The sequence below is a fragment of the Mycobacterium sp. SMC-4 genome (genome assembly GCF_050205565.1).
Classification (GTDB): domain Bacteria; phylum Actinomycetota; class Actinomycetes; order Mycobacteriales; family Mycobacteriaceae; genus Mycobacterium.
Genome location: NZ_JBNMQU010000002.1, coordinates 18932 through 33769, shown reverse-complemented (window position 1 = coordinate 33769; position 14838 = coordinate 18932). Strand labels below are relative to the sequence as shown.

Genomic DNA, 14838 nt, shown 5'->3' with positions numbered 1-14838 from the left:
CGTAGGGTGAAGCATGGCCATCACCGAAGCTGACCTTGCACCCGAGACGTCTTTCGAGCGCGATGTCGCCGAGACGCAGAAGTACTTCGACAGTCCGCGCTTCGAGGGGATCATCCGGCTCTACAGCGCACGTCAGGTCGCCGAACAGCGCGGCACCATCCCGGTGGACTACGCGGTGGCCCGCAAGGCCGCCACCGAGTTCTATCCACATCTGCGCAATCTGTTCGAGCAGAAGAAGAGCATCACCACCTTCGGGCCCTACTCCCCCGGCCAGGCCGTGGTGATGAAACGCATGGGCATCGAAGGGATCTACCTGGGCGGCTGGGCCACCTCGGCGAAAGGCTCGACCACCGAGGATCCCGGCCCCGACCTGGCCAGCTACCCGCTCAGCCAGGTGCCCGAGGAGGCTGCCGGGCTGGTGCGGGCGCTGCTGACCGCCGACCGCAATCAGCACTACGTGCGCATGCAGATGACTCCCGAACAGCGGGCAACCACGCCGGAGTATGACTATCGGCCGTTCATCATCGCCGACGCCGACACCGGACACGGCGGAGATCCGCACGTGCGCAACCTGATTCGTCGTTTCGTCGAAGCCGGTGTGCCCGGCTACCACATCGAGGACCAGCGGCCCGGCACCAAGAAGTGTGGCCACCAGGGCGGCAAGGTCCTCGTCCCGTCCGACGAGCAGATCAAACGGCTGAACACCGCACGGTTCCAGCTCGACGTCATGCGCGTCCCCGGCATCATCGTCGCCCGCACCGATGCCGAGGCGGCCAACCTGATCGACAGCCGCGCCGACGAACGCGACCAGCCCTTCCTGCTGGGCGCGACCAACCTCAAGATCCCGCCGTACAAGTCGTGCTTCCTGGCGATGATGCGCCGCTTCTACGACCAGGGCGTCACCGAGATCAACGGCCATCTGCTCTACGCGCTGCCCGAAGGCGAGTACGCCGCAGCCGAGGCCTGGTTGGAGCGGCAGGGCCTGCTCACCGTGATCGACCAGGCAGCGCAGTCGTACAAGGACGGCACCGAAGCCTCCCCCGATGCCGCATACGACAAGGTGGAGTCCAAGTTCGTCGAACTGTGGGAACAGGACGCGGGACTGGACACCTATGGCGGCGCGGTCGCCGAACTGCTCGAGTTCCGCGAGCGAGAGGGCGAACCGTCGACGATGAGTGTGGCCGAATGGCGGGCGTTCGCCGAACGGGCACCGCTGTACACCGCGCGGGAGAAGGCCAAGGAGCTCGGCGCCGACGTCGCGTGGGACTGTGAGCGCGCCAAGACCCCGGAGGGCTACTTCCAGGTGCGGGGCGGGATCCCGTACGCGATCGCCAAGTCGCTGGCGGCCGCACCGTTCGCCGACATCCTGTGGATGGAGACCAAGACCGCCGATCTGGCCGACGCCAAACAGTTCGCCGACGCGGTGCACGCCGTCTACCCCGACAAGATGTTGGCCTACAACCTTTCTCCGTCGTTCAACTGGGACACCACCGGCATGACCGACGAGGAGATGCGTGCGTTCCCCGAGGAACTCGGGAAGATGGGCTTCGTCTTCAACTTCATCACCTACGGCGGCCATCAGGTCGACGGCGTCGCCTCCGAGGAGTTCGCGACCTCGCTGCGCCAGGAGGGCATGTTGGCGCTGGCCCGGCTGCAACGCAAGATGCGTCTGGTCGAATCGCCGTACCGCACACCGCAAACGCTGGCCGGCGGGCCGCGCAGCGATGCCGCCCTGGCGGCGTCCTCCGGGCGGACCGCCACGACCAAGTCGATGGGCAAGGGCTCGACCCAGCACCAGCACCTGGTGCAGACCGAGGTGCCCAAGAAGCTGCTCGAGGAGTGGCTGGCCATGTGGGGCAAGCACTATGAGCTCTCGGAGAAGCTGCACGTGCAGCTGCGGCCGCGGCGAGCCGGTTCCGACGTGCTCGACCTGCAGATATTGAGCGACGGTTTCGAAGAGGGCGCAGAGCCGCTGGCCAACGTCGTGGTCGATCCGATCAAGGACCGGCACGGCCGCAGCATCCTGACCGTGCGCGACCAGAACACCTTCGCCGAACATCTGCGGCAGAAGCGGCTGATGGACCTGATCCACCTGTGGCTGATCCACCGGTTCAAGGCCGAGATCGTGTACTACGTGACACCGACCGAGGACAACATCTATCAGACCGACAAGATGAAGGCGCACGGCATCTTCAGCGACGTCTACCAGGAGGTCGGCGAGATCATCGTCGCCGATGTGAACCAGCCGCGCATCGACGAGCTGCTGGCGCCGGACCGGGAGGCGCTGACCCGGTTGATCAGCAAGCAGGACTGATCCGGGCCGCCGATCAGTGCGCGGTCCACCCGCCGTCGACCAGCAGCGAGGTGCCGGTGGTCAGTGACGACGCCGGGCTGGCGAGGTAGGCGACGGCCGCCGCGACTTCGTCGACCGAACCCAGCCGGCGCAGCGGGATCTCGCCGAGCACCCAGTCCCGAAACTCGGGCCGGGCCAGGCTGGCTGCGGTCAGCTCGGTCTCGATGAACGTCGGAGCGACGGTGTTGACGCGGATCCCCTCTGCGGCCAGCTCCAGCGCCAACGCCTTCGTCATGCCCTCCAACGCCCACTTCGACGTGCAGTACATCGTGCGCTGGGGGCCGCCGACGTGGCCCATCTGGGAGCTGATCGAAACGATCGACCCGCCCTCGCCGTGCTCGCGCATCCGTGCCACCGCCTGCTGGGTCACGAACAGCACGGCTTCGACGTTGACCGCCATCACTGCGGCATAGGTGTCGCGGGTGATGTCCTGCAGCTGTTGCGGGATGTTGCGCCCGGCGCTGTTGACCAGCACATCGACGCGTTCCCCCCGCAGGACCGACGAGGCGAACGACTCGTCGGTGACATCACCGGCATGAACCAACGCCGTGCCGCCGTAACCCGTTGCCAGACGTGCTGTTTCGTCGAGCGAGTCGACGGTGCGCCCCACCAGGTGCACGGTGGCGCCTAGGCGTGCCAGCGCGACGGCCGAGGCGCGGCCGATGCCCGAGCCGGCTCCGGTGATCCACGCGTGCTTTCCGGCCAGCGAGGAGCCACCGACCAGGGCGTCGACCGCGCCGTCGCTCACTTGATCGCCTGCGGGTTGACCGGGGACCCGACCGCGCCGGGAATCACCAGGGGCGGACCGACCAGCAGGAACTCGTAGCGGCCGTCGTCGGCGCAGTCGTCGGCCAGCGGGTCGAGATCCCAGATCTCGCCGACCAGCAGGCCCATCGAGACGATCATCACCAGGTGCAGCGGCTGGAACGTCCCCTCCAACTCGTTGGGACGGACCTCGGCGCCCCAGGTGTCGGTGGCGATGCCGGCAACTTCCTTGTCGTAGAGCCAGCGTGCGGTCGACAGGGACAGTCCCGGGGCATCGCCGGCGGAGAATCCGCCCCAGCCCGGCAGATTGCGTCGCGCGCCCATGTCGCCGGTGCGGATCAGCACGATGTCGCCGCGCCCGACGCTGACGCCCTGGGCCTCGCAGGCTTCGTCGAGGTCTTCGGGGTAGATGGCCTCGCCGGGTTCGAGGTGGGTCTTGCCCTTGACCCGCGGGATGTCCAGCAGCACGCCGCGGGACACGATTGTCGGCATGTGCTCGACTCCGCCCCGGGACGCACCGGCCGAGGTCACCTCGGCCGCGCTGAACCCGTTGAACATCTTGCCGTCCCGGAAGATGTGACCCAGTGCGTCCCACTGGGTCCCGCCCTGCAGGAACAGGAACAGGCTGTCGTCGGCGAAGCCCCAGCCCAGCGGATCGGCGCTGTAGGTCTGGTTGCCCGCGAGATGGTCGGTTCCGGTGGCGGCCATCTGATGGACGGGGTTCACGCGCCCGAACGCTCCGGTCTGCGGCCCGTTCCCGTCGAGCGGGAGCTGCAGCGAGATCGCCTTGCCGGTGCGCACCAGCGACGCGGCGTGCTGTACGACGTCGGGGGTGATGAAGTTCAGTGTGCCCCTTTGGTCTTCACTGCCCCACCGCCCCCAGTTGTTGCAGGATTCGTAGAGCTCGTGGAAGAGCTCGAAGGTGATGGGCGCCTTGCTTGTGGTCATGGTCAACTCCGTGTCTCGTGCGGTCGCCCGAAATCTACGGGCGCGGCACGCTACCCAGTTGCTCGTCACGGAGGAACTCCGCGCGGGCTGTTGCACGCATCGTCGAAAGCGCGGCGCCCATCACCTTCTCAGCTCAGGTCCACGCCGGGGTGCCGCCCGGTGCCCAGCTCAGCGCTTCGCCCCGATACTTGGACACCCGCACGTCGCCGGAGCGGGCGTGCCCCTCGAACAGCTCCACCCGGGCGGCTCGCCCGAGCACCTCGCCCAACGCGGCGCTGGAATCGCGATTGGTGACCTCCTGGTAGGTGACCGTCTTCAGGTACTTGCCCACCCACAGGCCGCCGGTGTAGCGCGCCGCACCGCGCGTCGGCAGGGTGTGGTTGGTGCCGATCACCTTGTCCCCGTAGGACACTCCGGTCCCCTCGCCGAGGAACAGCGCCCCGTAGTTGCGCATCGCCTCCAGCGCTTCGCGCGGCTGTGCGGTCAGGATCTGCACGTGCTCGCTGGCGAAATCGTCGGCCACCCGGTACGCCTCCTGCAGGTCGTCGACGACGATGACCTGACCGTGGTCGCGCCACGCGGCCTCGGCGTAGTCGCGGGTCGACATCGTGGGCAGGATGGCATCGACCAGTTCGATGACCTTCTCGGCCAAGGCGTTCGACGTGGTGATCAGGATCGCCGGCGAATCCGGGCCGTGCTCGGCCTGAGACAACAGGTCCACGGCAACGACGAACGGATCCGCGGTGTCGTCGGCGACGATCAGGGTTTCGGTGGGGCCGGCGAAGAGGTCGATGCCGACCTCGCCGAACAATTGCCGTTTGGCTTCGGCGACGTAAGCGTTGCCGGGACCGGCCAACAGGTCGACCTTGCCGATGGATTCGGTGCCCAGCGCCATCGCCGCCACCGCCTGGACGCCGCCGAGCAGGTAGATCTCGTCGGCGCCCGCCAGACTCATCGCGGCCACGGTGGCGGCGGGGATCTCTCCTCGGATGGGTGGCGTGCACGCGGTCACGCGCTCCACGCCGGCGACTTTCGCCGTGACGATCGTCATGTGCGCCGAGGCGACCAGCGGATACCGGCCGCCGGGGATGTAGGCGCCGGCCGCGGCCACCGGAATGTTGCGCTGCCCGAGAAAGACCCCGGGCTGCGTCTCGACCTCGAAATCGTGCAGCGACGCCAGTTGGTGCTCGGCGAACACCCGCACGTTGTGCTGAGCCAGCTTGATGTCTTCGATCGTCTGCTCGGGCACGGTGGCGACGATGGATTCGATCTCCTGCGCGCTGAGCTTGAAGCTCTCCGGGCTCCAGTTGTCGAATTTCATCGAGTAGTCGCGGACCGCGTCGTCGCCTCGGCGACGGATGTCGGCGATGACGTCGGCGACGGTGGCGGCCACGTCTGAGTTGCGGGCGGTCTCGGCAGCAGTTGCTGTGGCGCTCTTGAGCGTTACGGGCATGGAACATTCCTTTCGACGGACAACGCCGAGGCTATGTGCATACGTATGCAACGTCAATGTTCGGCGTCGATTCCGCTGATGAATCGCGGCTTCAATTAAGATCTGGGAGACCCACTCACATACGTAGGCGGATGATGCCAGTGCAGTTCACCAGTCATGACGTCGCGAAACTCGCCGGGGTGTCCCAGTCGACGGTGTCCCGCGCCCTGCGCGGCGTGCCGGGCATCGCGCCCGAGACGGTGGCGCGGGTACGGGAGGCGGCTCGCACTTTGGCGTACGTGCCCAGTGAAGCCGGGCGCACGTTGTCGACGCGGCAGGCTCGCTCGATCGGCGTGTTCACCGCAGAGCTGACCAATCCGTTCTACCCCGCGCTCGTGGAACCGGTGCGCGCCAGGCTCGCCGAACTCGGTTACCGCACAATCCTGTTGACCGAACCCGACGATGCTGCCGGTGCGGTCGAGAGCCTTCCGCACGGCGTCGTCGACGGTGTCATCATCGCCACCGCCCATCTCGGCTCCCAGTTGCCGGCCAGCCTGCGCGCCCGCAACATTCCGTTCGTCTTCGTCAACCGTTCGGTCGACGGGGTGGACTGTGACCGCAGCATCGTCGACAACGTGGCCGGCGGTCGGTTGGCCGCTGAGTTCCTCGCCGACCTCGGACACCGCGACATCGCCGCGGTCTTCGGCCCGGCCGACACCAGTACCGGCCGCGATCGGGAATTCGGTTTCCGCATCGCCCTCGGCGATCACGCGATCTCACTGGGCGAGAGCAGGATCCGCCGCGGACCCTTCAGCTACGAGCACGGCTACCGGAGCACCTCGCTGCTGCTGGAGTCCGCCGACCCACCCACGGCCATCTTCTGCGGCAACGACGTGATCGCGCTGGGGGCACTCAACGCCGCGCGGGCCGCCGGGCGGGATGTCGGCCAGGACCTGACCATCGTCGGATTCGACGACATCGCCCAGGCGGCGTGGGAGCTGGTCAGCCTGACCACAATCCGGTGCGATCTGGCGAGGATGGGACAGTCCGCGGCAGATCTGATGGTCCGACGCATCGCCGAACCGCAGGCGGCGTACCGGGAGATCATCCTCGAACCCAGCATCGTCGCCCGCGGGTCGCACCACCGGCCGGGCTGATGCCGGCCGGTGGCGGTGATTTCAGCTCAGGTTGAGCCAGCGAACAGCGTTGTCGCGCAGTACCTCTCGATCCAGACCTAGAGCTTCGGCGGATCTCACCGGGTGCGGGTCGGCCATGTCGAACGGGTAGTCCGATCCCAACGTGATGCGACTGGGGTCGACCGTCTGGCACAGCAGAGCACCGGCCTCGACCGAATGGGACAGCGAATCGGCGTAGACATGGCTGCGGAACACCTCGCTGGGTGGTCGCGCGCTGTCGCAGGAGATGTCGCCACGCATCCGCCATCCGTGATCCCAGCGTCCCAGCAGCGCCGGCGCCACCCCGGCGCCGTGCACGAAAGCGATCCGCAGTGCGGGCTTACGGTCGAACGTGCCGCCGAGCAACAGCGACGCGATGGCCGTGGCGGATTCGACGGGGTTGCCGATCAGGTTCTGCAAGTAGTGCTCGTTGAACCCGGGCCGAGGCTGTTGCATCGGGTGCACCAGCACGGCCAGGCCCGCATCGGCACAGCTGTCGATGACATGGCTCAGCCCGTCGTCACCGAGCGTGAGCCCACCGACCACCGGGGGAACCGCCACCCCGCGGACACCCGCTGCCACAAGCTGTTTGACCTCAGCGGCCGTGGCCTTGGCGTCCTGCACCGGCAGCACACCGAGCGGGACCAACCGATCCGGATGGTCCTGGCACATCCGCATCAGTCCGTCGTTGACCCGGCGAGCGTAGTCCGCTGCCGCGTCGGCTTCGGCGTTGATCGCGAACGCGTACGGCGGTGCCGAGACCACCCGCACGGCGATGTCTTCGGCATCCATGTCGGCCAAGATGCGCGGCACCCCGGAGATCTGCTCACGGGTGACGGCGATCGGGAAGTCACCCAGGTGCAGTTCGCCGTCGCGCTCGGTCAGCGCAGTTGTGCCGCCTGCGCTCGGGATGTCGTAACACTCCTCGGGGAGCAGGTGGGCGTGGATGTCGATGTGGCCGGGAGCCAGCTCCGACGCGGTGTTCCAGTGGGTCATGGTCACTTTCTTTCAGTGCGACGCGGCCGCGTCACCGGGTTGGTCTAATTCAGCCGTGATGTGTCACCGCCGGTGAACCACGCGGGTGCACCCTCGGCGATCCGGACGATGACGTTCTTCTTCTCGAGGAAGCCGAAGAACGATTCGGTGCCTGCCTGCTTGCCGATTCCGGAGTCCTTGAACCCGCCCCACGGCATCGCCGGGGAGAGCCGGTGATGATCGTTGACCCACGTCATTCCGGCCCGAATGCTCTGTGCCGCACGGTGTGCGCGGCCGATGTCGCGACTCCACACCGCCGCCCCCAACCCGAACTGGGAGGCATTGGCCTTGCGGATGGCGTCGTCGTCGTCGACGAACGTCTCGATCGAGACCAGCGGACCGAAGACCTCCTCGCGCGCCACTGTCATGTCCTCCGTCACGTCCCCGATCACCGTCGGCTCGACGAAGTAGCCACCGTCCAGCCGGCCACCGAGCCTAGGCGCCTGTCCGCCGGACAGGATCTTGGCACCCTCGTCGGCCGCGCCGTTGGCGTACCGCAGCGTCCGGTCGCGGGCCGCGGCCGAGATGACGGGTCCCATCTGGGTCGACGGATCGAGCGGGTCGCCGAGGCGGATGGAGGCGGCGACATCGACCAGGCGCGCAGTGAAATCCGCGGCGAGGGACTCGTGCACGATCACCCTGGCGCCGGCGACACACGACTGCCCGGCGGCGATGAAACCGGCGAACGCAGCCCCGGCCACCGCGTCGTCCAGCGATGCGTCGTCGAAGATCAACACCGGTGTCTTACCGCCCAGTTCGGCGGTCACCTTGCCGAAGTTGCGTCCTGCGGCCGCGGCCACCGCGCGTCCGGTCTCGGTGCCCCCGGTGAACTCGATGCGATTGACCTGCGGATGGTTCGTCAGCGCGGCGCCGGCCTCCTGGCCCAGCCCGATCACCACGTTCAATGCACCGCCCGGAACCCCCGCCTCGTAAGCGAGTTCGGCCAACAACAGCGTCGTCAGCGGCGTGAGCTCCGACGGCTTGACCACCACGGTGTTACCGGTCGCCAGGGCCGGGGCGATACCGCGCGCAGCGATCATCACCGGGTGGTTGTACGGCGTCATCACCGCCGCAACACCGAGGGGCACGTACTCCATGTAGTCGAGGTAGCCCTCCCCCACCGGCACGGTCTCTCCGCGCAGCGTCAGCGCCAAAGCCGCGTTGTAGCGGAAGAAGTCCGGGACGATCCCGATCTGCGCCCGGGTTTCGTTGATCGGCCGGCCGTTGTTGGTGGCCTCCAGCGCGCTGAACTCCTCGATCCGCTCGTCGATGAGATCGGCCAGCCGGTTGAGCACCCGGGCACGCTGGGCGGCGGTGGTCTTCGACCACTCGCCGTGGTCGAATTCGCGCCGTGCCGCGGCCACCGCGAGGTCGACGTCGGTGGCGTCGCCCGCCGGCACCTCGGTGAGGACTTCGCCGGTGGCAGGGTTGCGGACCGGTAGCCACCGCCCGCCGGTCGCCGCGACCCGGCGCCCTTCGATCAGCATCTTGGTTCGCTCAGCCATTGGTGATCCTCGATTCCTTCGTGTCGTCGGTGACCGGCGGCGGTGTTGCCTCTGCCGCCGACTCTCGTTCGCTGCCTTCGTAAATCATCTGTCCGCGGGTTTCGGGAAGACCCTTGATGCCCACCAGCGCGATCAGTCCGACGCTGGCCAGGGTGAGGATGGCCAGCTGCAGGTTGCCGCCGAACACGGCCAGGGCCAGCGCCCCCGCGAAAAGCGGGCCGAAGGAGGTGACCATTCGGCCGACACCGTTGGTGAACGACAGTGCGGTGGCACGCACCCGCGGGGCGTAGAGCTCGGGGAACCAGACCGCGCACCCCGAGAACGCCCCGAAGATCCCGAAGCCGATGACCGGGAGGACCACCAGGTAGATGGTGAAGCCCCAGTCCCACGGGAACAACACCACCGAACCGCCCCACATGCACGCCATGCTGATCAGGAACGCCCGCTTGCGGCCGAGCGCGTCGGCCATCGATCCCCAAGTGGCATAACCGATCAAGCCGCCCAGATTGAGCATCGCGGTGCCGAGGGCCACCTGAGAAGTCGTCGACGCCGCATCCAGTCCCGCGTCGCCGGCCAGCTGACGGATCATCTGTGGGACCCATGTGGTGATCGACCAGAACGCGATGAGCGAACCGAGGGAGATCGCCATGGCCAGCAACGTGGTCCGGCGCAGCTTGCGGGAGAACAGTTCGGTGAGCGTGAACCTGCTGCGCTCGGCATGGCCGGCTTTGGCGGCTTCGTCCTGGGCGCGGCGCTCGGCCCGCGCCGCGGCGGCCACCTCCGGCTCGGCGACGAAACGTCGCATGATGATGACGAGGACGATCGGCACCGCGGTCATCAGCATGACGTTGCGCCAGCCCAGATGACCGATCAGTCCGAAGACCACCGAGGCCAGGAAGTAGCCGGCGGCGTAGCCGGACGCCATCAGGCTCGTCGCGCGGGCGCGGTACCGGTTGTTCCAGGTTTCGGCGATCAGCGCGGCGCCAACCGGATACTCGACTCCCGAGCCGATACCGGCGATGAAGCGGAACAGGGCGATCTGCCAGAACTCGGTGGCGAACGCGGTCAACACCGTGAAGACCGCGAAGGTGACGATGCCGATGGTCAGCACGCGGACCCGGCCGAAATAGTCGGCGAGGATGCCGAGGCTGATCGATCCGATCGCCCAACCGAACAGGTAGAGACTGATCGCGATGCCGATGTGCATCGTGACGGCGGACTGGTCGGGGGCGATGCCGTCCGTGGTGAGCACCTCGGTGATCGCCGGCGCTGCGACCAGAGTGAACAGGCTGCCGTCGAACCCGTCGAGCCCCCAGGCGGACATCGTGACGATGAGTGTCCACCACTGTGCGCGCGTCACCGTCCCGCGCATCGTGTCGGGCTTCCGTGTTCTCACGCGGGAACTCCTGTCGTCGTGTTTGCGGGGCGCTTCGGCACCACGCCGGCGAGTCTAGGAACGGGTGATCGGGGTCATGGTCATCGTTTTGATGCAAGATCGCCCCCGCCCGTGCACGAATGGACGAAAGCCCGTGGTGGCATGCTGGGGGCGTGGACATTGCGACGGGCATCTCGGTCCACGACCTGCCCCGCCAACTCGGCGAGGATCTCTTGGCGATCGTGGCTGCCCCGGGTGACGAGAGCCTGCGGGTGCGTTCCCTGTGCGTGTTCGACCGTCAGTCCAGCGAGCGCGCCGATCTGATGTTGGCCATCGGACACGGGGCCGGCGACTGGGCCGAGGTGATCGGCGTCGCGGCAGATCGCGGAGCCTGCGCGGTCATCACCGACCCCCTGCCGGCCGACGTCGTGCCACGGGTGCGCGCGACCGCCGCCCGTACGGGCGTGGCGCTGCTGGAGCGAAGCGGCGACATACCGTGGCTGGCGCTGGCCGACCTGATCCGCGATCTGCTCGCACACGCGCAGCCCGACGACATCCTGGGGTCGGGGGTGGCCGTCGAGGACCTGGCCGGTCTGGCCGAATCGCTCGCCGAGATGCTCGGCGGTCCGGTGATCATCGAGGACGCGAAGTTTCGGGTCCTGTCGTACTCGAGCTCCACCGACCAGGTCGACCGCGGCCGCGACATCGCGATCCTCGGTCGCCGCATCCCCGATGACTGGCTGCGGCACCTGGAGTCGCTCGGTGTCCTCGACACTCTTCTGGGCACCGACGAGGTGGTTGTCGTCGAGGAGGGACCCTTCGAAGCCCGGCGGCGGCTGCTGTGTTCGATCCGTGCCGAGCGCTTCCTGCTCGGCATCCTGTGGGTCGCCGAAGGCGACACCCCGTTGCCGGACGACGTCGAGGACCGGATGGCTGCCGCCGCCCGGGTGGCGGCACCATTTCTGTTGCGTCATCAGGAGATCGGGTTCGGTCGACGATCGACACAGGACCGGCAGATGCGGTACCTGCTCGACGAGGGCAGCATGCCGCATTCGGCCGCCGAAGAGTACGGACTCTCCCCTGCATCGCACTACACCGTGCTGGGTCTGCGGACGTCCCCGGATGCGTTGTTGAGCAACCTCGACCGCAACCGCATCGTCGAATCCGTCGGAATGTACTGCCAGTCCTACCGCCGCCGGGCGGCCACGACGACACTCGGTCACACCGTGTACTGCGTCTTGGCGCACGACGGGCAGACACCGACCGCCCGATGGAAGGAATTCGTGGCGGCGATGGGCACACATGTGGGGCAGGCACTGCCGGGGCGCAGCGTGCAGATCGCCATCAGCCGCACCGTCGGCGGCCTGCAGGATGTGCCGCTGGCCCGCGGCCAGGTCGACCAGGTACTCCAAACCGCCCTTCCCGCAACCGCTTTGACGGTAACGTCGTTCGACGAAGCCTTGCCGCGGATCGTGCTGGCGGAGTTGCACCAGTTCGTCGAGAGCAACCGGATCGACTATCCGAAGCTGGAGCTGCTGCGCACGGAGGACCGGACCAGCGGTTCGGAGTACGTCGCGACGTTGACCGAGTACCTGTCGGCGTTCGGCAACGTCGTGGTCGCCGCCCGGCGACTCAACGTCCACGTCACGACACTGCGGTACCGGTTGAAGCGGATCCGGGAGATCTCGGACCTGGATCTCAATGATCCTGCCGAGCGGTTGCTCTGTGAACTCTTGCTGAGTCGATAGCGAGGTCGCGTCGAGGGGCTCGTGCGGCTCGGTCGAGGGGTTCGTGCGGCTCGCCGTGGTCCTCAGCCGGGGAGTTTGCACGCGGTCGAGGCACTCGTGCCTCAGCTGTCACAGGTATCCGCATTGTGCAGGGAAAGTGCGAGAGGCCCTCTGCAAAAAGCGGATTCGTGTGGCTGCTGGTACGTGAGGGCCGGACGCAACCGTCAGGGTGTGAGTCGATGGCGACGTCCGCCCGGTCGTGGCACTCGTGCCTCAGCTGTCACAGGTATCCGCATTGTGCAGGGAAAGTACGAGAAGCCCTCTGCAAAAAGCGGATTCGTGTGGCTGCTGGTGCGTGAGCTCGGGAAGCAACCGTCAGGGTGTGAGTCGATGGCGACGTCCGCCCGGTCGAGGCGCTCGTGCCTCAGCTGTCACAGGTATCCGCATTGTGCAGGGAAAGTACGAGAGGCCGTCTGCAAAAAGCGGATTCGTGTGACTGCTGGTACGTGAGCGGTAACCAGCGGGGCGGGCAGGCGGTGCCAGCGGAGGCGGGCAGGTCGAGGCCAGCGGGGCGGGCAGTCGTGGCCACAGCGGGGCAGGCAGGTCGAGCCGGCGCGGTGATCGCTCGCCGCCAACCCGGATGTGACACAACTTATGCTCCCCGGACCGAGTGATTGACAACACAAACACCGGATGTATACATTCTGGTCCATTGGTAGACAAGGAGGCCAGATGGCATACGAAAGTGCTGCCAGTCGCATCGCCGCACAACTGCGGACCGAGATCCTGCACGGCCAGATCGCCCCTGGATCGCGACTGTCGCAACTGAGCCTCGCCGAACGGTTCGGGGTCAGCCGCATCCCCGTGCGGGATGCGCTGCAGATGCTCTCGGGCGAGGGGCTGATGCACCCCAGCTCGAACGCCACCGCCGTGGTGATCGGGATGTCCATCCCCGAACTCCAGGAGCTCTACGAACTCCGCGAAGCGATCGAACCGCTGGCCACGCGCATCGCGGTCCCGAAAGTCGGCCGCGCCGACATTCTGATGATGCGCAAGCAGATGACGTTGATGGAAACCAGCACCGAGCCGCCGGTCTGGTTGGCCGCCAACGCCGAATTCCATGCGGCCGTTTACAAGCGGGCCGGACGCCCACGCATGATCGAGCTCGTCGAACAGCTACGCCGGCTCACCGACCGCTACCTGTACATGCATCTGGAGGTGATCGGGCAGACCGAGCACCTGCATGCCGAGCACGTCGCGATCCTCGATGCCGTCGAGAGCGGCGATCCGGCTCTGGCTGCCCGGCTCACCCGCGAGCATCTGGCCACATCGCACGACTACATCCTGTCTTACCTGTTGGAACACCCGTCCGCGACCGGCGGCGACGAACTCGTCAGCTACCACGATCGCGACCACAAAGACCCCGCGCCCTCGGCAACGAAGCCGAGGGGCGGCCGACCGAAGGGAACTAGAGCGTGAACGGACTGGGACGACGGCTGGCAGCCGCTCTGATCGCCGCCACGACGGCAATTACGATGTCCGGCTGCGTATCTCGGCCGGACTCCGGTAGCGGAGGCGGAGGCGAAAGCGGAACCATCAGGTTCACCTTCGCCCCGGATCCGGTCTGGGACTACATCACCGACAAGGGAATCCTCGCCGAGATGGAGAAGGAGTCCGGAATCAAGATCGAGGCTTCGTCGACGTGGGATGAGTTCGGTGTCTTCGCCGGCGGGCACGCCGACATCGTCTCCTCGGCGTCCTACGAGGTCCCGGTGATCGAAGAGGAGACAGGCCGCGACACCGTCATCATCGGCAAGTACAACCTCGACCGCAGCGTCATCATCACCGCCGCCGACAACCCGGCCCAGACCCTGGCCGATCTGAAGGGGCAGGACGTCTCCGTCTACACCGCGGTGTCTGCGACCCTGCTCTGGGGCGCCTTCGCCAAGAAGATGCACGACGTCGACTTCCGCACCGGCGGAGGCGATTACAACCTCATCGTCTCCGACCCGCAGCAGCAGGCCGACCTCGTCAGCCGCGGCGAGGTCGCAGCGTGTCTGTGCCTGCCGGAGTTCGCCGCCCCGGGCCTGCGCAGCGGTGAGCTCAAGGTCCTCTACGACGGCAAGGCCTCCTCGGACATGTATGACGAACTCGTCGTCGCCGGCCACGAAGGCCCGATGATCAACGTGTTCCTGGCCGGCAACGAATGGGCCCAGGAGAACCCGGACAAGGTCGAGTTCTTCCTCGACGTCTGGCAGCGCGGCCTGTCGGAGTGGGAGGCCAACAAGGCCGAGATCATCGAGACCTACCCGCAGCACTTCGCGGTCGAGGCGCCTGAGGACATCGAGTTCGTGCAGAACTACATCAGCGACCACGACTGGTTCGTCCGCGATGTCCGCTTCGACCAGGAGTGGGCCGACAACGAGGCACAGGTCTTCCCGCTGCTCAAGGAGACCGGCTTCATGGCCGAAGAGCAGGCACAGCCCAAGTTCCGGCCATCTGAAAAGGGCGGACAGTCGTGAC

At 67.0% G+C, this 14838-nt stretch carries 11 protein-coding genes; 5 read left to right on the top strand and 6 right to left on the bottom strand.

What is annotated here, in order from left to right:
* Positions 1-13 precede the first annotated feature (13 nt).
* Positions 14-2314, top strand: a complete 2301-nt coding sequence (aceA, locus tag ACQI46_RS04860) for an isocitrate lyase ICL2 (protein ID WP_427092844.1) — start codon at positions 14-16, stop codon at positions 2312-2314.
* Positions 2315-2327: 13 nt separating this feature from the next.
* On the opposite strand, the gene ACQI46_RS04855 is transcribed toward aceA, so the two are convergent.
* The 3 genes from ACQI46_RS04855 to hisD all read right to left on the bottom strand — a co-directional run bounded on the left by ACQI46_RS04855 (position 2328) and on the right by hisD (position 5519).
* The gene (locus tag ACQI46_RS04855) at positions 2328-3101 is read right to left on the bottom strand and encodes an SDR family NAD(P)-dependent oxidoreductase (protein ID WP_427092843.1); all 774 of its coding nucleotides are present in this window, start codon (positions 3099-3101) and stop codon (positions 2328-2330) included.
* On the bottom strand, positions 3098-4066 hold the full coding sequence (locus ACQI46_RS04850; protein ID WP_427092842.1) for a cyclase family protein: 969 nt from the start codon (positions 4064-4066) through the stop codon (positions 3098-3100). Before ACQI46_RS04850 ends, ACQI46_RS04855 begins: the two co-directional genes overlap by 4 nt.
* 133 nt (positions 4067-4199) lie before the next feature.
* Positions 4200-5519: a histidinol dehydrogenase gene (hisD, locus tag ACQI46_RS04845; protein WP_427092841.1), complete on the bottom strand. Its 1320-nt coding sequence runs from the start codon at positions 5517-5519 to the stop codon at positions 4200-4202.
* A 131-nt stretch (positions 5520-5650) separates the two neighbouring features.
* On the opposite strand from hisD, the gene ACQI46_RS04840 reads away from it, so the two are divergent.
* Positions 5651-6655 carry a LacI family DNA-binding transcriptional regulator gene (locus ACQI46_RS04840; protein ID WP_427092840.1) on the top strand — a complete coding sequence of 335 codons (1005 nt, stop codon included), beginning with the start codon at positions 5651-5653 and terminating at the stop codon, positions 6653-6655.
* 21 nt (positions 6656-6676) lie between these two features.
* Here the strand turns inward: ACQI46_RS04840 and ACQI46_RS04835 are convergent, their stop codons facing one another.
* Genes ACQI46_RS04835 through ACQI46_RS04825 form a run of 3 tightly spaced genes read right to left on the bottom strand, consistent with a single transcriptional unit; the run spans position 6677 to position 10609 of the window.
* Complete coding sequence (locus ACQI46_RS04835; RefSeq protein ID WP_427092839.1) at positions 6677-7669, bottom strand: amidohydrolase family protein; 993 nt, start codon at positions 7667-7669, stop codon at positions 6677-6679.
* Between the two features lie 44 nt (positions 7670-7713).
* Complete coding sequence (locus ACQI46_RS04830; protein WP_427092838.1) at positions 7714-9213, bottom strand: aldehyde dehydrogenase family protein; 1500 nt, start codon at positions 9211-9213, stop codon at positions 7714-7716.
* Positions 9206-10609 carry an MFS transporter gene (locus ACQI46_RS04825; RefSeq protein ID WP_427092837.1) on the bottom strand — a complete coding sequence of 468 codons (1404 nt, stop codon included), beginning with the start codon at positions 10607-10609 and terminating at the stop codon, positions 9206-9208. The genes ACQI46_RS04830 and ACQI46_RS04825 overlap by 8 nt, the downstream gene beginning before the upstream one ends.
* Before the next feature lie 152 nt (positions 10610-10761).
* Between ACQI46_RS04825 and ACQI46_RS04820 the strand changes: the two genes are divergently transcribed.
* The 3 genes from ACQI46_RS04820 (at position 10762) to ACQI46_RS04810 (ending at position 14837) form a co-directional block, all read left to right on the top strand.
* On the top strand, positions 10762-12336 hold the full coding sequence (locus ACQI46_RS04820) for a PucR family transcriptional regulator (RefSeq protein WP_427092836.1): 1575 nt from the start codon (positions 10762-10764) through the stop codon (positions 12334-12336).
* Between the two features lie 711 nt (positions 12337-13047).
* On the top strand, positions 13048-13794 hold the full coding sequence (locus tag ACQI46_RS04815; protein WP_427092835.1) for a GntR family transcriptional regulator: 747 nt from the start codon (positions 13048-13050) through the stop codon (positions 13792-13794).
* The gene (locus ACQI46_RS04810; protein WP_427092834.1) at positions 13791-14837 is read left to right on the top strand and encodes an ABC transporter substrate-binding protein; all 1047 of its coding nucleotides are present in this window, start codon (positions 13791-13793) and stop codon (positions 14835-14837) included. Before ACQI46_RS04815 ends, ACQI46_RS04810 begins: the two co-directional genes overlap by 4 nt.
* Position 14838: the final 1 nt, after the last annotated feature.

What these genes read in the sequence shown, in the direction of transcription:
- ACQI46_RS04835 (WP_427092839.1), bottom strand. Translation starts at nt 7,669, where the DNA reads ATGACCCACTGGAACACCGCGTCGGAGCTGGCTCCCGGCCACATCGAC.
- ACQI46_RS04850 (WP_427092842.1), bottom strand. Translation starts at nt 4,066, where the DNA reads ATGACCACAAGCAAGGCGCCCATCACCTTCGAGCTCTTCCACGAGCTC.
- ACQI46_RS04840 (WP_427092840.1), top strand. Translation starts at nt 5,651, where the DNA reads ATGATGCCAGTGCAGTTCACCAGTCATGACGTCGCGAAACTCGCCGGG.
- hisD (WP_427092841.1), bottom strand. Translation starts at nt 5,519, where the DNA reads ATGCCCGTAACGCTCAAGAGCGCCACAGCAACTGCTGCCGAGACCGCC.
- ACQI46_RS04830 (WP_427092838.1), bottom strand. Translation starts at nt 9,213, where the DNA reads ATGGCTGAGCGAACCAAGATGCTGATCGAAGGGCGCCGGGTCGCGGCG.
- aceA (WP_427092844.1), top strand. Translation starts at nt 14, where the DNA reads ATGGCCATCACCGAAGCTGACCTTGCACCCGAGACGTCTTTCGAGCGC.
- ACQI46_RS04815 (WP_427092835.1), top strand. Translation starts at nt 13,048, where the DNA reads ATGGCATACGAAAGTGCTGCCAGTCGCATCGCCGCACAACTGCGGACC.